The sequence below is a fragment of the Ruegeria sp. BHSA118 genome (genome assembly GCF_059613405.1).
The window spans coordinates 1-19,812 of record NZ_JBXWSM010000015.1 but is presented as its reverse complement, the minus strand read 5'-3'; the positions used below and the strand labels follow the sequence as shown (position 1 = coordinate 19,812).

The window sequence follows — 19,812 nt, the reverse complement described above, 5'->3', positions numbered from 1 at the left end:
AGATCCGGCCGGCGCGGTTCAATCGGACCGCGCCGGTTTTCACTTGAAAAGAAACGAGCGTTCCATGAACCATTCTGTACGTCTTCTGGCATCAATTCTTGCATCTTGCCTTCCTGTTGCCGCGATCGCTGACAATCTGGCAGTCGCGTATTCCGAAGATGGACGGTATTACACCGAAGACGATATCCCGACATTCAACGTGGCCGAGGATGGAACCGTGGACTGGATGACATTTTCGGGCTTCCGGCGCTATCACGCGGAATGCCATGTCTGTCACGGCCCGGATGGCGAGGGTTCGACCTATGCGCCGGCTCTGAAAGAGTCTGCGCTGGAAATGGATTATTATGACTTCGTTGATGTCGTCACCAATGGCCGCCAGGTGGTGAACGCCGCTGAAAACTCGGTGATGCCGGGATTTGGCGACAACCCGAATGTGATGTGCTTTCTGAATGATATCTATGTATATCTCAAAGCCCATGGATCGGGCGCGATCCCGCGTGGCCGCCCGCCCAAGAAAGAGGCGAAATCTGACGTGATCCGCGAGGATGAAGATGCGTGTATGGGCTAAGGCCTGCCTGCCGGTTTTCGGACTTTGCGTCTGGCTTTGTCAGGCAGTGCCCGTGTCGGCGCAGACGTCTGACCTGGTTTCAAGAACGGCTTTTCGCGTCTGTGCGGATCCGGCCAACTATCCCATGTCATCCGAGGATGGATCGGGATTTGAAAACAAACTGGCCGAATTGATTGCCGCAAAGCTGGAATTGCCCGTGCAATATGTCTGGTTTCCGCAGGCGACGGGCTTCATACGGAACACGCTGACCGCCAAACGATGCGATGTGGTGATCGGCTATGCGCAAGGTCATGAGTTGGTGCAGAACACCAACCACTACTATACGTCCGCCTATGCGCTGATCGTTCCGATGGACAGTGATCTGGCCCAGGTGGACGGGCTGAACGATCCGATGCTCAAGGGAAAACGGATCGGGATCGTGGCGGGTACACCGCCCGCGGCTCATATGGCGCGGAACGGGCTGATCGGGCAAGCCAAGCCTTATAACCTCTTCGTTGACCGACGTGTGGAAAGCCCGGCCATCGACATGCTGGATGACCTGCAAACAGGTGAGATCGATGCCGCCATTCTCTGGGGTCCGCTGGGCGGACCATTGGTCAAGGCGGATTATCCTGATTTCAAGGTGATCCCGCTGGTCAAGGAAGAGCTGCCGCCGCGCCTGTTCTATCGCATCACCATGGGCGTGCGGCCGGGTGAGAAGGTATGGCAGAGACAGCTGAATTCCCTGATCCGACGCAACCAGGACGAGATCAATTCTGTATTGGCTGAGGCCGGTGTTCCCTTGGTGAATGATCTGGGGACCGAGGTTCTGGACCTGTCGCAATGATGCGGGCAACGGTGGCAATTGCGTTGATCTCGACGGCCGCAATAGCGCAGACAGTACCCGAACCAAGTGACTACCGCATGGATCACTACCGCGCGCCGGTGCCGGATCAGGTAACCGGCGGGACGGTCATCGGCCCGGAAGAGGCGTACGGCCTGTGGCAGGAACAAAGCGTCGCGTTCATCGACGTTTTGCCGCAGCCGCCCAAACCTGCCAATCTGCCTGAAGGCACGATCTGGCGCGACAAGCCGCGCGACAGCATTCCGGGATCACTGTGGTTGCCCAATGTCGGCTACGGCGCAATTGCCGAAGTTACGGCAGATTATTTTCGATCCGGTTTAGAGGCCAGCACTGAGGGCGATATCAACCACGGTCTCGTGTTCTTTTGCCTGGAAGATTGCTGGATGAGCTGGAATGCCGCCCGACGCGCAATCGAATGGGGATACACCAAAGTCTATTGGTTCCCGGAAGGCACCGATGGCTGGGCCTTGTGGGGCTATCAACTGGAACGGGTAAAGCCAGCCCCGGGCCAACCCGTTGCCGGAGGCGGTTGATCTAAAAACCCGCCAGTTTCTTGTGTAAATGACTGACCGTGCCGTCCGTGTCCGTCATGGTCACATCAACCGCTTGCGCCCTGCTTGGAACCGAGATGCCGACCCGTGGATTTTCGGACAGTGAAATCGACCCCGTCATCTGGACATACCCCGCGCCATCCAGATCGATATCCACGGTCTCTACATATCGCATCGGAATGAACAGCAGGGAAATCTGATCCATCTGCATTCCGGAATGCGACGGGTGATCAATGTTCAGATCCATCTTGTTGGCCCGGTCCGCCCCCAGGCTGGACAATCGTGCCCGCGCGTTCAACGCAGGGACGCGGCCCACCAGTTCGGCCTCCATCGTTCCAAGGTTTGCCAACGCCAGTTCCGGATCAGTCCCGGGGGGTGCCGCGCAGGCGCCAAGACCCGAGGTTTTGACGAAAGTTTCCGATACCCAAAGGCGGCCATCCGTGGTTTCGGCGATGACATGCATCGGGGTCGGGCCGTTCACGCGCATGGTCACGTCGAAGTAGAAACCCGGCAATGGCTCTTCCAACTCGAACACGGCAGAAACCGGCATCGGGTTTTCGTCCAGCACCAGCGTCACCTTGGCCACCTTCGTTCCCCGCGGGGCCGCAACCTGAGCCGCCAGTTGAGCCCGCGCATCATCGGGCGTGCGATAGGGGGCATCAATCGCGATGAACGCATCTCCGTTTTGCATCGGTCGGTCGCCATACAACATCGCTCGGACATTTTCCCATGCCTCGTTGGATGCCCAAACCGGAGCCGCCAGCACACAGAACAGGACTGCAATCAGATGAGAAACTTTCATGGTCGTCCTCCTTGCAGGAACCGGCCAAAGGCACGGGGCCCGTCACAGGTTTCCATTGTTTCTACCACCGACAGTGCCTGCGGGTCCACGATGCTGACGGTGTTGTCGAACCAGTTTGCGATGACCACAAGATCTTCGCCCGCCGTCGCATCAATGCCTTCGGGGTATTCTCCAACATCAATCACGGCCTCATGTTCGAGCGTCGCCAGAGATATGACGCTGAGCGTATTGGCATATTGGTTCGTGACGAACGCCCGGCCATGGGCGAAGGCGATGCCGTAAGGGCGTTCCCCGACCGGGACCGTTGCGAGGACAGTGCCGGTTTCCGCATCGACCACGCTGACATCATTGCCGCCGACATTGCCGACGAACAGACGCCCATCCGGGTCAAAACGCAGCCCGAAGGGGCGTGATCCAACCGGGCTGCGGTGCAGAGGCTGAAGAGTGTCGGCATCGAAAACCGACACCTGGTCCGCGTCCTTGTCGGCCGACGCCAGAAAACGCCCGTCTTTTGATATCGCAATACCCGCCGGGGCGGCTCCGGTGGGCAACTCGGATTGAACTTTCAGGGTTTCACCGTCCAGCACCCACAGTCGGGCGTTGTACCAGTCCGAGACGAAAACCCGCCCGCGATCCTGATCCAGAGCGATTCCAATCGGCCCCCCTTCAAGCGTGACTTGCGCGATCGTTTCACCGGTCTCGGCAGACAGACGCCTGACCATCTTGCTGTCCGGGGACACGGTGAACAGCGTTTCATCCAGACCAACCGCCACACCCGCAGGCTTGCCAGGTAGGGGCCAACGGGCCGTTTCCTGCATCCGTGCAAGATCCATCCGGCTCAGTTCCTCACCGTTCTGACAGGTGATGAATGCTGTCTGTGCCAGTGTCGGGCTGCCAGAGAGCGCCAAAAACAACATCAGCGGGTGGCTAACTTGCCGCACCGAACCGCTCGATCAACGCGTCGAGACCCGCCTGATAGACGCCGGTTACGGCGGCAATGGCGGCTTCGTCATTCAACTCGGCCGGAGGATCGTTGTTTGGATACCCGCGATAGAAGGCACCGCGCCATTCGATGATCGAACCACCTCCTTCGCGCGGTTTTACCGTCAGATGCGACGAATAGTTGGTGACTGGCAGCACCTCTACCGCGACCTCGGTGATCCGGTAGGAGTAGCTCATTTTCTCTGCGCTGTACTTGTACAGAATTTCATTGATCGTCGGACCGCCTTCCTGACCAAGTGTCAGCAATCGGGTCGCATCAATCTTATTGCCGCCATTTCCTTCGGTCGCAAACACAGCCGGATGCCACGACATGTCATCAAAGTTCCCGACAACGGCCCAGACTTCTTCTGGTGAGGCTGCGACCTCGGCAGTCAGCGTGACTTTCTGCCGGGTCGGCCCGTGGGCCCAAACCAGACCCGGAACCAGCAGAGCGGTGGTTGCGGCAAGAAGAAAACGTCGATTCATTCCATGTCCTCCCTGAATGCGCAGAGCGTCGGCCCACGTGGCGTTTCTTCTGTCAGACCTGACGTGCGAGCGCACCTTGCCGGTCGCCCGTCACACCCCCTGAAAATCGACGGGTGTCGCGGGAAACCGTAACAAGATCAAACGTATACGCGCATTCTTATAAAATAAGAATCGAGCTCAATGATGAAGCTGATAGGCTTTGTTTTACAACACGGCCAAAAGTATCGGTTCCGTTTTTCGGGGCGCTATGCCCCGGGTGTTTCAACCTGAACTCTGACTTTCAGGCAACGGGAGGACATCTTGAATATTCGCCTGCTGCCGCTGCTTGCGGCGCTTCTTTGGTGTGCATCCGCGATGACCGCGGCGGCGCTCGATGTAAAGGCTGCGGTACTGCGGATCGATTATCCGTCGCTTCTGCCGATCTCGCGATATGATCTGAAGCCGGACAACCTGGGTTTTGCCGGTGCCGCGCTTGGGGATGAGGATAACGGAACCACGGGCGGATTTCTGGGACATACCTATGAGACCATCACGATGGCCGTTCCTCCGGAAGAGGCTGACGCCGCAATGGACCGGATCCTTGCCGGAGGCGTGCGCCTGATCGTCCTTTTGGCCAAGGCGCCGGACATGTTGCGCCTGACGGATAAGGCGGCAGAGTCCGGGGCGCTTGTATTCAACGTGTCTGCACCTGATGTCGATCTTCGCGACGCAAACTGCCGGGGCAACCTGCTTCATATCGCCCCGTCCCGCGCCATGAAGGCCGATGCGGTCGCACAGTTTGCCGTCTGGAAGAAATGGGGCGACTGGTTCCTGTTGGCGGGATCCAACCCCGAGGATGTCCAGCTTGCGGACGCGTATCGCCGCGCAGCCAACAAGTTCGGCGCGAAGATTGCAGAAGATCGAACCTTTGCGGATACCGGGGGATCTCGTAGAACGGATTCCGGTCATGTTCTTGTTCAGCGCCAATTGCCATTGGACACGCAGGATGTGCAGGAGCACGACGTTGTGATTGCCGCAGACGAAACCGACTATTTCGCGCGCTATCTGTCCTATCACCTTTGGACCCCGCGCCCCGTGATGGGGTCAGGCGGCTTGCGCCCAACGACGTTTCACGGCGCGCATGAGGCATGGGGCGCGACCCAGTTCCAGACCCGTTTCGAGGATCTGACAGGCCGCTATGTCCGCCCCGAAGACTACAACACCTGGCTTGCACTGCGCGTGATCGGCGAGGCCGTGACCCGTGCCAGTACGGCAGAGCCCGAAGGTGTTCGGGATTATGCTCTGTCGGACGAGTTCGAACTTGCTGCATTCAAAGGGCAGAAAGTGACATTCCGCGATTGGAACGGGCAGTTGCGTCAGCCGATCCTTCTGTATGACGGGTCGATCACTGTCAGCGTCAGTCCGCAAGAGGGGTTTCTGCACCAGGTCTCACCGCTCGATACGTTGGGTTTGGATCGGGCGGAATCCAGCTGTCGCGCATTTGAGTAACCGGAGGTTTTGATGAAACGACTGTTGTTGACCGTTGCCTGTGCTGCGCTGACCGCGGGTCCCGTGTTTGCGGGCAAGGCTTTTGTCTCGAACGAGCGGGGCAATACGATTACCGTGGTTGATACCGAAACCTGGGAGGTGATCACCGAATTTCCAGGCGGCAACCGACCGCGCGGGATCACCGTCAGCCCGGATGGCGGCACGCTGTATGTCTGTGCCTCGGATGACAATATCATCCGGGTATTTGATACAGAGACCTATGAGGAACTTCCCAGTTTGCCCTCTGGTCCGGACCCCGAGCTTTTCATTCTCGAACCCTCGGGCAAGCGGCTCTATATCGCCAATGAGGACGACAATCTGGTGACGGTCACCGACACTGAAACCCGTACCATTCTGGCCGAGATTCCGGTCGGCGTCGAGCCCGAGGGCATGGGGATCAGCCCCGACGCCAAGTTCGTGGTCAATACGTCCGAGACCACCAACATGGCGCATTTCATTTCCACCGAGGATTATTCCATCAAGCATAATGTCCTGGTCGACCAGCGCCCGCGCTATGCCCAGTATACAGCGGATGGAAAGCGCCTGTTCGTGACATCGGAAATCGGCGGAACCGTCACTGTCATGGATATTGCAGAAGACGGAACGCCGACGGTTGTCGGCAAGATCAGCTTCGAAGTGGCGGGCGTGCAGCCGGAATGGTTGCAGCCCGTCGGTGCCAAGGTGACATCGGATGGCAAACGCCTGTTCGTTGCTTTGGGGCCCGCAAACCGGGTTGCCGTCGTTGACGCGCAAAGTCTTGAAGTGCTCGACTATATCCTGGTGGGGCAGCGGGTCTGGCAGTTGGATTTCACGCCGGACGAAAAATATCTGCTGACCACAAATGGCAATTCAAATGACATCACCATCATCGATGTCGCCTCTGAAAAGGCGATCAAATCGGTGCAGGTCGGGCAACAGCCTTGGGGTGTGGTGACCATTGACTAAAGTTCTGGGAGGGACAGGGATGAAGAAACTTATGATCGCAGCGATGGTCGCGGCGCTGGGTGGGCCGATATCGGCGGCACCGCTTTGCGATGATCTGGGATTTGCCGGGCTTCTGGCGAAGTGCAACCGCGGGGAAACGATCAAGCTGACGCTTGCATCGGGGCAACCGTTGGGTGAGGACGTGGTTCTGCAATCCGGCGCGTACTACAAGCTTGAGATTACCGCTGACGGTTCGGCAGAACTGGCCATCGAGGGGCCGTCTTTCTTTCGCGCGATCTGGATGAATGAGATCGTGATCAACAAGATCGAGATCCGTCCAATGGCGGTGGACAGTATCGAGTTTGACAAGGCCGGCGTCGCCGAATTGTCGTTTATCGCAATCAAACCCGGCAGTCATGAAATTCGCATCCCCGGTTCCACCGGTGACACGCAACGCATTACAGTGAGTATTCAGTAAGGGAGAGATAATGTCATGAAAAGATTTACAATGTTGATAACCGCCGGGCTTCTGGCGGCCCCGGCTTTCGCCGACGACATTGACGCGGAAACGGTGGCAAAGATCGAGGCCTATCTTGCCTCTGTCGAATGCCAGATGGACCCGGATGATATCGAGGTTGAAGATGATGGTTATGATCTGGACGATGTCATCTGCAAGGGTGGCAACCAGTTCGATATCAAACTGGACAAAGACTTGAATGAAGTCAGCCGAAAGGCGGAATAGCGAATAAAAGGGATTGGGTCATGTCCAAACTATTTGCCGCGTGCCTTGCATTTGCACTCAGTTCGGGGGTTTTGGCCGCCGAGACCCTGCCGACCATTCGCGCGGCCGTACTCAAGATCGGAACGGTGAATTGGGAACTTGAGACCATTCGCCGGAACGGCCTGGATCGGACGCATGGTTTTGTCCTTGATGTTCAACCTTTTGCCGATAATGGCGCAACGCGTATCGCGGTCGAGGGGGATGAAGCTGATCTGGCGGTTGCCGACTGGATTTGGGTTGCTCGTCAAAGGGCTGCCGGCAAGGATTATGTGTTCATCCCTTACTCCAAAGCCGTGGGCGGCGTGGTTGTGCCCGCCGACAGCACGGCAACCAGTTTGAAGGACCTGGCGGGCGGCAAGATCGGCATCGCGGGGGGACCGCTGGATAAATCCTGGCTGATCTTGCGCGCCTATGCAGCAAAGGAATACGGGATGGACCTGAAAGCCGACACCGAACAGGTGTTCGGTGCGCCGCCTCTGATCTTCAAATCTGCTTTGAACGGCGACTATGCCGGGGCGATCAATTTCTGGCATTTCTTGGCCAAGATGAAAGCGTCCGGCATGAAAGAGCTGATCTCGGTTGAGGATGCCGGGCAGGCCTTGGGGCTCGACACCAATACGCCTTTGCTGGGCTATTACTTGAAAGAGAGTTTTCTGTACGAACACCCCGACCTTGCGCAAAGCCTGTTTGCCGCCAGCCGCGACGCCAAGGACCTGCTGGCCAATTCGCCCGAGGCATGGGAGGCGATAAGACCGCGGATGAACGTCACGTCCGATGCACAGTTTGAACAACTCAAGCTCGATTGGATCGCCGGTATTCCCGATCGCCGCCCGGTTGATGCGGTCGCGGCCAACAGGATGCTGGAACTTATGGCCGAATTGGGCGGGGCTGAACTGGTGGGCGCTGCGACGACTGTGCCACAGGGCCTTTTTGCTGACGTGGAATAGGATCAGATGCAAAACGCGCGCCTCACGCCGCTTATGTCTATCGCAGGCCTTGTGGCGTTGTGGATTGTTGCGGCGTCGCTGACCGCAGACCCTCAGATTCTGCCGCAACCTTGGGACCTGATCCCCCGGTTTCATCAAGAGCTTGCGTCAGGAGAGTTGCTGCGCAGCCTTGGCGCGACCCTGACACGCGTGATCTGGGCGTTCGTGCTGGCAATGACTTTGGGAACGATCATTGGCCTGGCCATGGGCCGGTCGGATGCGCTGAACCGCTGGCTTGATCCATGGCTGGTTGTCTTCCTGAACCTGCCCGCGCTGGTTCTGATCGTGCTGTGCTACCTCTGGATCGGTTTGACCGAGGCTGCGGCGATCACTGCGGTTACGCTGAACAAAATTCCCAATGTCGCGACGATCCTCCGAGAGGGCGGCCGGGCGCTGAGCCCGGATCTGGATGCGTTGGCACGGGTCTACCGGATGCCGTGGCAAAGGCGACAGCGCCATGTGATCCTGCCGCAGCTTGCCCCGTTTATCGCAGCTGCCGCACGGTCCGGGCTTTCCCTGATCTGGAAGATCGTCCTCGTGGTCGAGTTTCTTGGGCGGTCATCCGGTGTCGGGTTTCAAATCCACTTGTATTTTCAGCTGTTTGATGTGGCAATGGTACTGGTCTACGCGTTTTCGTTCATTGCCGTCATGCTGGTTGTCGAATGGCTGGTTCTTCAACCTTTGGAGCGGAACGCTCGACGGTGGAGAACTGCATGATCCGAATTGACATCCGAAAGAAGCGCTTTGAACAACATGCCGTTCTGGGCCCCGTTGCATTTGACATTGCCGCCGGGGAAACGGTCGCGCTGACCGGACCATCGGGCATTGGAAAAACGACGCTGCTGCGATTGGTGGCAGGCATTGACCCGGATTTCGAAGGCCAGATCGTGCGGCCGGATCGGCTTGCGATTGTGTTTCAGGAACCCACTTTGCTGCCATGGCGTTCGGCTTTCGATAATCTCGCCCTGATCCATGGTGACCTGTCGCAGGCTGACATCGACGTCGCCCTGTCAGACGTCGGCCTGGACGGAAAGGGGGATTTGTTTCCCGGTCAGTTGTCATTGGGTCAGCAGCGCCGGCTTTCTCTGGCGCGCGCCTTTGCCGGGCAGCCTGAATTTCTGATTATGGACGAACCTTTTGTATCACTGGATTCCGAGACGGCCGAGACGATGCTGACCCTGACCGAGGACCTCATCACGCGGCATCGCCCGGCGACCCTGTTCGTGACGCATTCCAAACCCGAAGCACAGCGGCTTTCCGACCGGATACTGAACCTGGTACCCGGGCCCGGCGGGGCGGTTCTTGGTTAGGGTCATTCCGCGGGCTCTCTCGCGGCACCGGGTGCGGTTCGATAGATGTAAGGTGCATCCGTTTTGGCGGCATGTTCGTTTGCCTGGTTTTGCAGGGTCTGATGGTGAGGTGATTTGATGCAAACAGGATCGGTGGCGCTTGCGTCTCCGATAACGGCCATGGCCTGACAGCGGCAGCCACCAAAATCAATGGTTTTGCGTTCGCAGGTTTTGCACGGGTCCGACATCCAATCCGTGCCGCGATAGGCATTGAACGCGCTGCCATGATACCAGATATCCGCAAGCGGTTTGTCCTGTACCCGGTCAAATGTCAGATGCGGGATGGTCTGTGCCGCATGGCAAGGCAGAACCTGACCGTCTGGTGCCACGTTCAGCCCGGTTGTCCCCCAACCGCCCATACATCGCTTGGGGTAGTCGTCGTGATAGTCCGCCGGAACATAATCGATGACCAGTTGCCCTTTGAGGTTTTTCCTGGCCTCGGCCACCTGTCGCGTCACCTGTTGTGCTTGTTCCCGCGTCGGCATCAAGGCATCCCTGTTCCGCAAGGCCCAGCCGTGGAATTGCACCGTTGCAACCTCGATCCGCCGAGCACCCATCTCCTGCGCCAATTCTAGCGCCCGCGGCAGTTGGTGGGCATTGTGACGGTGCAGCACGAAGTTCAGGGTCAGCGGAAACCCGATCTTTTTGATCCATTCGACCGTTTTCATCTTGCGGTCAAACCCGCCTCGGTAGCCGCCTACCTTATCGGCCATCGCGGCGTCGGTGCCCTGAAGAGAAAGCTGGATATGGTCCAGGCCGACTTCGTCCAATTCATGCAGGCGTCGCTCGGACAGGCCGATCGCCGACGTGATCAGGTTGGTATACAATCCGGCCTCACGCGCGGCATTGACCAGCGCAACCAGATCGCGGCGGGATGCGGGTTCGCCACCGGACAGATGCAATTGCAACACACCAAGCGCCGCCGCTTCCTTGAACGTACGTGCCCAGGTTTCGGTATCCATTTCACTGTCAAGCTTGGCCATTTCGACAGGGTTGGAGCAATAGGGGCAGGACAACGGACATCGATGCGTCAGCTCGGCCAGCATAGCAATGGGGGGAGGGGGTTTTACCTGCATCAGACGACATCCAGAAAGCGACGCACCCGAAGGGCATCCAGAAACCCCGAGCTGTCTTCGACAATCTGGTCTTCCGGGGCGTTGTATTTCCTGGACAGTCCTGCCGTGATCTGACCAAAGCTGCGTTGGCCGTCTACTTCGCTCAGAATCGCATATCCGATCTGATCCAACGTCACGGCCCGTTCAGGTGCCAGCAGAACCCATTGTTCCCGAACGGAATCGTACTGGATGCGGACACCACGCGGCAGCAAAGGGACCTCTTGCGCCAACATCACGACGCCTGCCGCATCCGTAAACCGGTGTCCGGCTTCCAAGCCCCCGGAGGGATTCGGGCAGGTTCGACATAGGCGCCCCACAGGGCATCCAGCTGCGACCAGAGAACATCGGTCTTGAATATCAGTGCCTTGGCTGCCGCGTCCTGTTTTTCTGCGGTGTCGGCATGATCCAATACCCATGCCAGACCAAAGGCCACATCCTTGGGGGCTTCCTTCAGGCGGTTGCGGAAATAGGCAAGTGAGCTGTCATCCGCAAAATCGTAGTGGCGAAGCAGGCCTTCGATCCTGTTGGCATGAATCTTGGGAGCAAACAGTTCAGTGAGTGAGGCCGCAACCGCTTCCAGCAACGACTTTTCGCGGACGTATCGCACGTAAGCATCCACCGCAAATTTGGTGGCAGGCAATACGCCGTCGCATGAGGCGACATAGTCCGAATCCAGACCGACTGCTTCGGCCAGTCGCAACCAGCGCCGGATACCACCTTCGTTGTCCTCCGTGCCGTCATGATCTTCGATCCGCGACCGCCAGGCTCGGCGCAGTGCAGGATCTTCTACACGCGACATGAAGGCGGCGTCCTTCATCGGGATGGAATGCTGATAATAATAGCGGTTGATCACCCAGGCCCGCACTTCGTCAGGCGTGCATTGACCACCGTGCAGGCGATGATGAAACGGGTGAAGGTCGTGGTAACGCTCGGCTCCGATCTGACGAAGCCGGGCCTCGAACTCTTTGCGGCTTTGGGTCATAGCGTTATCTCCATGCCATCCTGGCCTATCGTCCAACCTTTCGCCCGTGCCCGGGCGTTCTCGGCGCTGTCGGGGCGCAGAACCGGATTGGTGTTGTTCATGTGGATGAACACTTTCCGGCCGATTTTCAATTCGGCGAAACCAGCGATCGATCCGTCGGGGCCGTCCATCGACATATGGCCCATGCGCTTGCCCGTTTTCTGACCCAGCCCGGCCTGCACCATTTCCGTGTCGTGCCAAAGCGTGCCGTCGAAAAACAAAACATCGGCCTCGTCAAGCCGAGCGCGCAACTCGGGCGTCAATGCGGCACAGCCCGGTATGTAATACGCCGTCTTCCTTTGCGCGCTCAGTGCCACCCCGACGGTTTGTTCGCCAACCATTTCGGTTTCGACATGTTCCCCTTCAAGATACAGAGGCACTTTGCCGGGCACCGGAAACAAAGTTGCCTGCAAGCCGGGAACCAGATCGAACGTCTGATTCAACGAGATCGACGCACGTGTCACAACCGAGGCGTTCAAGGCGTCGAAAATCGGGTTCTGCGCAATGACGTCCTGAATGCTTTGGGTTGCAAACAGCGTAAATGGCTGCATCTCGCGCAACGTGAGCAAGCCAGCCACATGGTCTATGTCACCATTTGTCACCAGCACCGATTGAATCGGCACCTCTCGCAACCCGGTCGGATACAGGACAGGCGTATTGCCAAGTTGCGTTCGAATATCCGGAGAAGCGTTCAGGATGGCCCAGTTCTGGCCATCGGGTGAGACCGCGAGTGATGATTGCGTCTGCGCCGGAATATGTCCGCTTCGGGCCAGATTGCAGTTTTCACATCCGCAATTCCATTGCGGAAGGCCGCCGCCAGCAGCGGCCCCAAGTATTATTGCGCGCAACGTCATTTAATGTTGGCGCTTGCGGCTGATCAAATCAGGCCGCCACCACGCTCATCGTCATGATCGGGGCCGTACATGTTGATTTCCATGCCGCATTCGATTTCGCGAATAACAGGTCTGTTCCAAGCCATATCAGGGTCCTCCTCCTAGGATGTGCTGATATTCAATGTGGCAGGACTTGACGTTTGGCGCGACTCTTAATTTATAAGTATGAATTAGACTTTGGTCGGTACTCAGGTGTCATCCGATAACGGGGCGACCCCCTGAATGCAAAACCCCTGGTTGCGTATGGTTTTGATTTCAAAACCAAAATCATCCAACCCCAATTTCTTCCTCAGATATCCGATGTAGACGTCCACCACATTTTCGTTACTGGACCCGTCCTGTGACCAGAGCGTGTCAAACAGCTCTCCTCGGGATATTGGCGATCCGGCCTTGCTGTTGAGCAGCGTGAGCAGTTCGAATTCACGTTCTGTGAGCGCAATGCGTGTCTCGCGGATCGAAAGTGTTCTTTCCCGCGTCGACAGGCGCGCGGGGTCCGGGCGCTGAGAGAGCACGCGTTGTTCCTGTACTTGCAGTCGGGCGACAAGCTCATCAAAGCTGAACGGCTTCACGACATAATCATCGGCCCCGGCTTCAAGGCCGGCGGCACGATGATCGACATCGGAAAGGGCAGACAACATCAATATCGGGATTCCGACCCCGGCAAGACGCGCAGCCCGGACCAGTTCGATACCGCTTTCGGTTCCCAGCATGACATCGACAATCGCGCCCGAGAATACACCGCTTTTCAACCGCTCCAACCCTTGGTCGGCGCGGTTTTCAGCCTCTGCTGAGTAGCCGTGCAGCGACAGGCCCCGGACAAGGGCCGACGTGATTCTGGGGTCGTCATCTATGATCAGCAGCCTGGAGACCATTTTCTATGCCTCCACCAGCGGTAATCGAATGCAGATATTTGTACCGGCATTTGATCCCAGGGCGTTTTCACGTGGAACCGGACTTGTCACCGAAATGGTTCCTTCATGGGCCTCGACGACCCACCTGGCCAGTGCCAGCCCGACACCGAACCCCTGACTGTTCGCCGCCCCTCCCTGAACAAACCGCTCGAAGATCCGGGTTTGGGCACCGTCGGGAATTCCGGGGCCGTTATCGGTCAGCTGTATTTGAACGCCATCGTCAACCGATTGACCGGACAGCAACAACGCCTTCCCGTCCCGCGCATGTCGGATCGCGTTGCGTATCAGACTGAGCAGGACCTGACGAATCCAGTTCAGGTCACAGTGTAACGAACAATCCGGGACGTCGCCCGTTTCAAGCTGCATGTTGGCGCCGTCGATTTCAGGTTGAATGTCGCTCACAACTGTTTGCATCAGATCGCAGAGTGCAACGTTGGTTGGTTCCAGAGCCAGCTCACCGGTTTCGGATCGGGCGACGCGCAGCAAATCATCGATTCTCTGGTTCAGTTTTGCGGCGCTGCTTTCGATTGTTGCCAACGCCTCTGGCGCGGTCTGAATATCCCTCTGGCCTATCTGAGCTTCCATCATGACGACCGTCAGCGGTGTGCGCAGTTCGTGACTGACATCAGCAAAAAAACGGCGCCGGTTTTCGTCGATCTTGGACAGGGATTCATTTGCAGCGCTCAGTTCGCGGGTTCGCTGGGCAATGGTCTCGTTCAACCGCGCCCATTCTGCGTCAACCTCGGCCTGGCGTTTTCTCAATGCAGCGGCCATGCGGTTGGTCTCGCCATATAACTGGCCGATCTCATCATTGCGGGTTTGAGGCAGCGAAATTGCGAATTCGGATCGGCCGACCTGAACCGCCGCGTTGCGCAGCCGATCCAGACGAGAGAACTGCGGCCGCACCAGGCCAAAGTAGAACCACGCCGTGCTGAGCAAGGCGAACAGTGCCAGTGCCAGTGCCGCCCAGGTCAGAACCCAGCGGGTCTTTTCGATTCCCGCCATGACGGAGTTTCGAAACAGTACCTCGGTATTCACCGCCTGGCTGAGCAGAGGATCAAACGCCGACGCAAACGAGTCGACATAGGCGCGCAGCTGGGCCTGATCTGCGTCTGCGTCGGCTAGCCCTTCCAGCGTGCTGGCCAGCAGCGCCTCCATTCTGGCCAGACCCAGGGATTGGGTTCCGTATCGCGATTGTTCGTCCAGCCCCAGGGATCGAACCGCGGCAACGGCATCTTCCACATCGGAACGAAGGTTCAGAAACGTTGCCCCAATCTGGTCTCGGATCGGTGAAAGGCGATCGAGTCGAGACTCGACTGTTTGGCCGGTCTGTATCGACTCGGTTGCGATCACAAGAAATGTGGCGGCCTGGGTCGACAGAGCAGCATAGCGTGCCATGCGGGTTTCCGATGCCAGCGCCGTTTCCAGGCGGCTGGCGACGGTCTGCATCCCGACGTAAAGGATTGCGGCCGCCAGCAGGGTGCCTGATCCAAGCACGACGGCCCCCAGGCCCAAGCGGGTTTTCAGAAGCAGACTGCGCTTTGCGGTTTGTGGCGCGGCCGTCATGATTTCCGCCTCATCAGGCCCCGGGCCGGATCATACCCCCAAACAGCGATCGCGCTCAGTATCGCTGTTGATGCCAGAACCCACAGCAGGGCCCCCCAGTTGATCTGCAAGTAAAGCAGAAACCGGATCAACTCGACCACATGCGTGAAAGGATTGAGCGCACAGATATCACGCAGCAACGGCGAGCTTTCAGCCATTTTCCACAGCGGATAAAGGGCGGAAGACAGGAAGAACATCGGGAAGATGACAAAGTTCATCACGCCGGCAAAATTCTCCAGCTGCTTGATGAAACTGGACAGCACCAACCCCAGCGCGCCCAACATCAGACCGCCCAGAACCAATCCCGGAAGAACCGCGACATAACCGGGCAGGGGCAGGACAATGCCGAACAAAGCGGCCAATCCGAGAAACGTATAGACTTGCAGGATGGATATCGCCGTTGATCCCAGCAGACGGCAGAACAACAGCCACCAGCGCGGGAACGAGCTGGTCAGCAGCAGGCGCATCGAGCCCATCTCGCGGTCATAGACAAGGCTGAGCGAGCTTTGCATCCCATTGAACAAAAGAACCATCGCACACAGGCCGGGGACGATATAGGTCTCGTAAGTGATATAGGTCTGATAGGGTGGAATGATCGACAGGCCGAGGGCCGCGCGAAACCCTGCTGCGAAGATCAATAGCCAAACCATTGGCCGGACCAGAGCTGCCAGAAATCGTTCGCGTTGATGGATGAAACGCAGAAACTCGCGTCCGATGATGGCACGGGCGACTCCCAGGAACCCGTTCATGTCGGCACCTCGGTTCGGGACAGGAACCAATCGGACAACGTTTGATCCCCCCGCAGGCGGCCCACCTGCCCACTGGCAATAATTTGACCGCGATGCAGAACCAGCAGCTGGTCGTCGTCGCGCATCTCATCTGTCAGGTGCGTGGCCCACAAGACGCACAGCCCCTGTTCCGCCAGGTCGTGCACATGGTCAGTTATCGCGTGCCGAGCCGCGGCATCAAGCCCAACGGTGGGTTCGTCCAACAGCAACACCGAAGGTTCGTGCAGCAGGGCCCGAGCCAGCTCCATCCGGCGGCGATGACCGCCATTGAGATCGCGCACTCGTTCCCCGGCGCGGTCACGCATGTTCAGCCGATCCAGCGCCGCGTCGATACGGCCAGGGACTTCGGATCGCGATAACCCATGCAGAGCTGCGAAATAGGCCATGTTCTGGCGCACCGTCAAACCCAGATCCAGTGTCGGTTGCTGAAAGACCACGCCAAGCTTTGCCAGCGCCTTGCGTGGGGATTGGCGCAGATCATGTCCTGCGACCGTGATTTCACCGTCCGGCGCCACAAGCAAGCGCGTGAGCAGCGACACCAGTGTCGATTTTCCGGCCCCATTCGGACCGAGCAGACCGCAGAACATCCCCGCCGACACGTCAAAAGAGACAGCATCCAAAGCCGTCTTGGCGCCATAATGAAAGCTCAGGTCGCGTACGGCGAGACCAGGATCGGTTTCCGCCGAGGGGCGCGCGTCTGACATTCTTCCTCCGTCCCGAACCATGGTTCTTGACAGCAGCTTGCATCGTCGGGGCGCGTTTCTCAACCTTCCAGTCAAAGGCTGGACCACGACTTAAGTATGTGAAGCTTCACGGATTTGATGGTGTTGCCCGAAGGATCCGTCGCGAAGTTTTGCCAGCCGAGACTGTCAGGGGAAGGCGGGCCTGATCGGCGGGAACACCCCGTTTTGCGGGCACCGCTCTTCAGTTTGCGTTCAGCAAAAACGATCTGAACTCTTTGAAGGCGGGGGATCTGCTGAAAGAGGGTGTGAATTTGGCCACCATTGCTCGGGGCAGTTTCAACGAGGCCGAAAACGGGCGAACCAGATCGCCATTGTTCAGCAAGTTCTGAACCAGAATTTCGTGTGCCATCAACACGCCACCGCCATGACGCGCCTCTTCCAGCGCGACGGAATACAACGAGTGCACAGTTCCCGTCTTCGGTACACGTGCGCCATCTGGTTGGCTGTTCAGCCAATTGTCCCAATCATTTGCCCATGCCCCGTCATGGAGAAGGGTTTCCCTCGAAAGATCTGAAACAGATTTCAATCTGTCCGCGACCGAGGGGGCGCAAACCGGGAAAATCACATCTTCGGCTATTTTGATTTCGTTGACGCCGATCGGTTCACCGGAAAAGAACAAAGTCATGTCAAATGGTTCACGCGCAAGGTTTGGCGGCGTTTCAAGGGCCACAACGGACACGGACAAATCCGGGGCAATTTGCCTAAGCGTTCCAAGTCTCGGCGCCAGCCACAATTGCGCGATCGACGGCAACGCGGCGACCTTGACCTTGCGCGGCAGGGCCTTGGTTCGAAGTTCCTGCACGGCCATTCCCAATTGATCAAACGCCTGGGTGAACCCGGGCAAAAGCTCTTCGGCGAGCGCCGTCATCTCTACCCCTCGGGCATTTCGGACAAAAAGTTGGGTACCGGCCCAGGCTTCAAGAGTCTTGACGTGCTGAGTTATCGCGCCCGGAGTAACGGATAGCTCGTCTGCCGCAGCGGCAAAGCTTCCAAGCCGAGCCGCCGCTTCAAATGCTCGTAAAGCGTTGAGATGTGGACCTTTCGGACGACGAGGAGAAAGTGACATCGATTTGAGCCTTAGTTTTTCTGCGGCAAATAAATAGCAATACTGATTTGCTTCGGCCAGTGGAACTCTGGAATTTTGAGGAAACGTAATCGCATCGGAGGAGCCCGGATGTCGCGGCACTTTGAAAACCCAGTCGGGATGACCGACCCCGTCGTCGCAGAAGCACTTGCAAACGAGAAAAAGCGCCAGCAGGACCAAATTGAGCTGATCGCGTCCGAAAATATCGTCAGCCGCGCGGTCTTGGATGCCCTCGGGCACGAGATGACCAACAAGACGCTTGAAGGGTATCCGGGAAACCGGTTCCACGGGGGTGGTCAGTTTGTCGACGTCGTCGAGCAAGCGGCAATCGACCGCGCCAAAGAACTGTTCGGGTGTGACTATGCCAATGTTCAGCCCCATTCCGGCAGCCAGGCGAACCTTGCTGTTTTCTTTTTGCTGCTCAAGCCTGGCGACAGGGTCTTGTCGCTGGATCTGGCCGCCGGCGGTCACCTGAGCCACGGCCTGAAGGCCAACCTGTCGGGTCGCTGGTTCGAACCGCATCATTATGGTGTCGATGCCGAATCCGAGGTCATTGACTGCGATGCGCTGGATAAACTGGCCGAGGAAATCCGGCCAAAACTGCTGATCGCGGGTGGGTCTGCCTATCCACGCGAAATCGACTTCGAGCGCATGGGGCAAATCGCGAGGAAGGTCGGCGCGCACTTTCACGTGGACATGGCTCATATTGCCGGGCTGGTCGCCGCGGGCGTGCATTCTTCGCCTTTTCCGCACGCGGACATTGTGACTTGCACCACGACAAAAACACTGCGTGGTCCTCGTGGCGGGCTGATCCTCACCAACAACGAGAACTGGTTCAAAACGCTGCAATCTGCGGTTTTCCCCGGTGTCCAGGGCTCGATCCACAGTCAGGTTCTGGCGGCCAAAGCGGTTTGCCTTGCCGAAGCGCTTACGGATGAATTCAAGGACTACGGAGCGCAGGTCAAAGCCAACGCCGCCAAACTTGCAGAAACCTTGCAGTCCCGGGGGTTGCGTATCGTGTCCGGTGGTACTGACACGCATCTGGTGCTCGTGGATCTCAGCCCTAAGGGTATCACAGGCAAACGTGCCGAGGTCGTTCTGGAAAAGGCCAATATCACGACCAACAAAAACGCGATCCCCAATGACAGCACGCGACCGCCAGAATGGGTTGGATTGCGCCTGGGCGTAAGCGCGGCATCGACCCGCGGAATGAAAGAGGCCGAGTTCGACCAGTTGGCAAACGTGATTGCGGATTTGATCGAAGCTGAGGCCGCGGGTGATGCCGACGCGACAATTCTGCGCTGCAAAGCCTCGGTCGCCGGGTTGTGCAAATCGTTCCCCATCTACCCGGCGTAGTCACTGCTTACCCGGTGGCAGGGTTCATTGACCGCTCTGGACCATTGGTGTGAGGGCTTTGCCGCGGCGACCATGGCAACGCGTGCCTGATTGGGTGTATGGGCTGTACCCTGTTTGCAAGTTTTGGCATATTCGTGCGGTCCAAAACCAAAGGGCCGGCCAATGCTCGCAACCGAACGCCACGCCATCATACTGGAAGAAGTCTCGCGCCAGCCTGCGGTCTCGATCCGTTCTCTGACTGAACGGCTTGGTGTGTCACGGGAAACCGTGCGCAAGGATATTGAACAGTTGGCACTGGAGAACAAGCTTCATCAGGTCCGGGGCGGCGCGACCAGTATTCGCAGGCGGGAACCTCCGATGGCCGACCGGGCTCAAACCAACCCGCAGGGCAAGGAACGGATTGGAGCCTATGTGGCAAGTGTGATCCCGGACGGGGCCAGCGTGATAATCGACAGCGGGTCAACGACAGTGGCAGCGGCACAGGCTCTGGCTGCTGT

At 58.0% G+C, this 19,812-nt stretch carries 25 protein-coding genes; 12 read left to right on the top strand and 13 right to left on the bottom strand.

The genetic code is table 11. The features are described from left to right. The first annotated feature begins 64 nt into the window (after positions 1-64). The 3 genes from AC2FNN_RS06630 to AC2FNN_RS06620 are packed head-to-tail and all read left to right on the top strand — an operon-like array spanning position 65 to position 1,945. The gene (locus tag AC2FNN_RS06630) at positions 65-568 is read left to right on the top strand and encodes a c-type cytochrome, methanol metabolism-related (RefSeq protein WP_496757444.1); all 504 of its coding nucleotides are present in this window, start codon (positions 65-67) and stop codon (positions 566-568) included. Beyond that, on the top strand, positions 552-1,394 hold the full coding sequence (locus AC2FNN_RS06625) for a substrate-binding domain-containing protein (RefSeq protein ID WP_496757442.1): 843 nt from the start codon (positions 552-554) through the stop codon (positions 1,392-1,394). The genes AC2FNN_RS06630 and AC2FNN_RS06625 overlap by 17 nt, the downstream gene beginning before the upstream one ends. Then, positions 1,394-1,945: a PQQ-dependent catabolism-associated CXXCW motif protein gene (locus AC2FNN_RS06620; protein WP_496757512.1), complete on the top strand. Its 552-nt coding sequence runs from the start codon at positions 1,394-1,396 to the stop codon at positions 1,943-1,945. Before AC2FNN_RS06625 ends, AC2FNN_RS06620 begins: the two co-directional genes overlap by 1 nt. Before the next feature lies 1 nt (position 1,946). Here AC2FNN_RS06620 and AC2FNN_RS06615 read toward each other — a convergent pair whose 3' ends face one another. Genes AC2FNN_RS06615 through AC2FNN_RS06605 form a run of 3 tightly spaced genes read right to left on the bottom strand, consistent with a single transcriptional unit; the run spans position 1,947 to position 4,232 of the window. Next, the gene (locus AC2FNN_RS06615) at positions 1,947-2,765 is read right to left on the bottom strand and encodes a quinoprotein dehydrogenase-associated SoxYZ-like carrier (RefSeq protein ID WP_496757441.1); all 819 of its coding nucleotides are present in this window, start codon (positions 2,763-2,765) and stop codon (positions 1,947-1,949) included. Beyond that, positions 2,762-3,706, bottom strand: a complete 945-nt coding sequence (locus AC2FNN_RS06610) for a YncE family protein (RefSeq protein ID WP_496757439.1) — start codon at positions 3,704-3,706, stop codon at positions 2,762-2,764. The genes AC2FNN_RS06615 and AC2FNN_RS06610 overlap by 4 nt, the downstream gene beginning before the upstream one ends. After that, entirely contained in the window at positions 3,693-4,232 is a 540-nt protein-coding gene (locus AC2FNN_RS06605; RefSeq protein ID WP_496757438.1) for an SRPBCC family protein, read from the bottom strand. The genes AC2FNN_RS06610 and AC2FNN_RS06605 overlap by 14 nt, the downstream gene beginning before the upstream one ends. Before the next feature lie 354 nt (positions 4,233-4,586). On the opposite strand from AC2FNN_RS06605, the gene AC2FNN_RS06600 reads away from it, so the two are divergent. From AC2FNN_RS06600 to AC2FNN_RS06570, 7 genes are read left to right on the top strand one after another with little or no spacing between them, the layout of a single operon-like run. Beyond that, on the top strand, positions 4,587-5,720 hold the full coding sequence (locus AC2FNN_RS06600) for an ABC transporter substrate-binding protein (protein ID WP_496757511.1): 1,134 nt from the start codon (positions 4,587-4,589) through the stop codon (positions 5,718-5,720). A 12-nt stretch (positions 5,721-5,732) separates the two neighbouring features. After that, on the top strand, positions 5,733-6,704 hold the full coding sequence (locus AC2FNN_RS06595) for a YVTN family beta-propeller repeat protein (protein WP_496757436.1): 972 nt from the start codon (positions 5,733-5,735) through the stop codon (positions 6,702-6,704). 19 nt (positions 6,705-6,723) lie between these two features. Further along, positions 6,724-7,161, top strand: a complete 438-nt coding sequence (locus AC2FNN_RS06590) for a cupredoxin domain-containing protein (RefSeq protein ID WP_171170174.1) — start codon at positions 6,724-6,726, stop codon at positions 7,159-7,161. A gap of 15 nt (positions 7,162-7,176) precedes the next feature. Next, the gene (locus AC2FNN_RS06585; protein WP_496757434.1) at positions 7,177-7,425 is read left to right on the top strand and encodes a PepSY domain-containing protein; all 249 of its coding nucleotides are present in this window, start codon (positions 7,177-7,179) and stop codon (positions 7,423-7,425) included. Between the two features lie 20 nt (positions 7,426-7,445). Beyond that, on the top strand, positions 7,446-8,411 hold the full coding sequence (locus tag AC2FNN_RS06580) for an ABC transporter substrate-binding protein (RefSeq protein ID WP_496757432.1): 966 nt from the start codon (positions 7,446-7,448) through the stop codon (positions 8,409-8,411). 6 nt (positions 8,412-8,417) lie between these two features. Continuing rightward, complete coding sequence (locus AC2FNN_RS06575) at positions 8,418-9,167, top strand: ABC transporter permease (protein ID WP_496757430.1); 750 nt, start codon at positions 8,418-8,420, stop codon at positions 9,165-9,167. Further along, positions 9,164-9,760, top strand: coding sequence for an ABC transporter ATP-binding protein (locus AC2FNN_RS06570; protein ID WP_496757428.1), 597 nt, complete (start codon positions 9,164-9,166; stop codon positions 9,758-9,760). Before AC2FNN_RS06575 ends, AC2FNN_RS06570 begins: the two co-directional genes overlap by 4 nt. A 2-nt stretch (positions 9,761-9,762) precedes the next feature. On the opposite strand, the gene pqqE is transcribed toward AC2FNN_RS06570, so the two are convergent. The 10 genes from pqqE to AC2FNN_RS06520 all read right to left on the bottom strand — a co-directional run bounded on the left by pqqE (position 9,763) and on the right by AC2FNN_RS06520 (position 17,941). After that, complete coding sequence (gene pqqE, locus AC2FNN_RS06565; RefSeq protein ID WP_496757427.1) at positions 9,763-10,875, bottom strand: pyrroloquinoline quinone biosynthesis protein PqqE; 1,113 nt, start codon at positions 10,873-10,875, stop codon at positions 9,763-9,765. After that, positions 10,875-11,147, bottom strand: coding sequence for a pyrroloquinoline quinone biosynthesis peptide chaperone PqqD (gene pqqD, locus AC2FNN_RS06560; RefSeq protein WP_496757425.1), 273 nt, complete (start codon positions 11,145-11,147; stop codon positions 10,875-10,877). Before pqqD ends, pqqE begins: the two co-directional genes overlap by 1 nt. Continuing rightward, a complete protein-coding gene (pqqC, locus tag AC2FNN_RS06555; protein ID WP_496757423.1) occupies positions 11,147-11,896 on the bottom strand; it encodes a pyrroloquinoline-quinone synthase PqqC in 750 nt (249 codons plus the stop codon). The genes pqqD and pqqC overlap by 1 nt, the downstream gene beginning before the upstream one ends. Then, complete coding sequence (gene pqqB, locus AC2FNN_RS06550; RefSeq protein ID WP_496757421.1) at positions 11,893-12,789, bottom strand: pyrroloquinoline quinone biosynthesis protein PqqB; 897 nt, start codon at positions 12,787-12,789, stop codon at positions 11,893-11,895. The genes pqqC and pqqB overlap by 4 nt, the downstream gene beginning before the upstream one ends. A gap of 23 nt (positions 12,790-12,812) precedes the next feature. Further along, entirely contained in the window at positions 12,813-12,914 is a 102-nt protein-coding gene (gene pqqA, locus AC2FNN_RS06545) for a pyrroloquinoline quinone precursor peptide PqqA (protein ID WP_117873022.1), read from the bottom strand. Between the two features lie 102 nt (positions 12,915-13,016). Beyond that, complete coding sequence (locus AC2FNN_RS06540) at positions 13,017-13,700, bottom strand: response regulator transcription factor (protein ID WP_496757419.1); 684 nt, start codon at positions 13,698-13,700, stop codon at positions 13,017-13,019. A 3-nt stretch (positions 13,701-13,703) separates the two neighbouring features. Further along, on the bottom strand, positions 13,704-15,305 hold the full coding sequence (locus AC2FNN_RS06535) for a sensor histidine kinase (RefSeq protein WP_496757418.1): 1,602 nt from the start codon (positions 15,303-15,305) through the stop codon (positions 13,704-13,706). Then, positions 15,302-16,093: an ABC transporter permease gene (locus tag AC2FNN_RS06530; protein ID WP_171170196.1), complete on the bottom strand. Its 792-nt coding sequence runs from the start codon at positions 16,091-16,093 to the stop codon at positions 15,302-15,304. The genes AC2FNN_RS06535 and AC2FNN_RS06530 overlap by 4 nt, the downstream gene beginning before the upstream one ends. Then, positions 16,090-16,836, bottom strand: coding sequence for an ABC transporter ATP-binding protein (locus AC2FNN_RS06525; protein ID WP_496757416.1), 747 nt, complete (start codon positions 16,834-16,836; stop codon positions 16,090-16,092). Before AC2FNN_RS06525 ends, AC2FNN_RS06530 begins: the two co-directional genes overlap by 4 nt. A gap of 220 nt (positions 16,837-17,056) precedes the next feature. After that, positions 17,057-17,941, bottom strand: a complete 885-nt coding sequence (locus tag AC2FNN_RS06520) for a LysR family transcriptional regulator (RefSeq protein ID WP_496757414.1) — start codon at positions 17,939-17,941, stop codon at positions 17,057-17,059. A 108-nt stretch (positions 17,942-18,049) separates the two neighbouring features. Here AC2FNN_RS06520 and AC2FNN_RS06515 point away from each other — a divergent pair, with 108 nt between their 5' ends. After that, the gene (locus tag AC2FNN_RS06515) at positions 18,050-19,315 is read left to right on the top strand and encodes a 2-methylserine hydroxymethyltransferase (protein ID WP_496757413.1); all 1,266 of its coding nucleotides are present in this window, start codon (positions 18,050-18,052) and stop codon (positions 19,313-19,315) included. A 162-nt stretch (positions 19,316-19,477) separates the two neighbouring features. Continuing rightward, the coding region (locus AC2FNN_RS06510) for a DeoR family transcriptional regulator (protein WP_496757412.1) at positions 19,478-19,812 on the top strand (335 nt) is incomplete at its 3' end.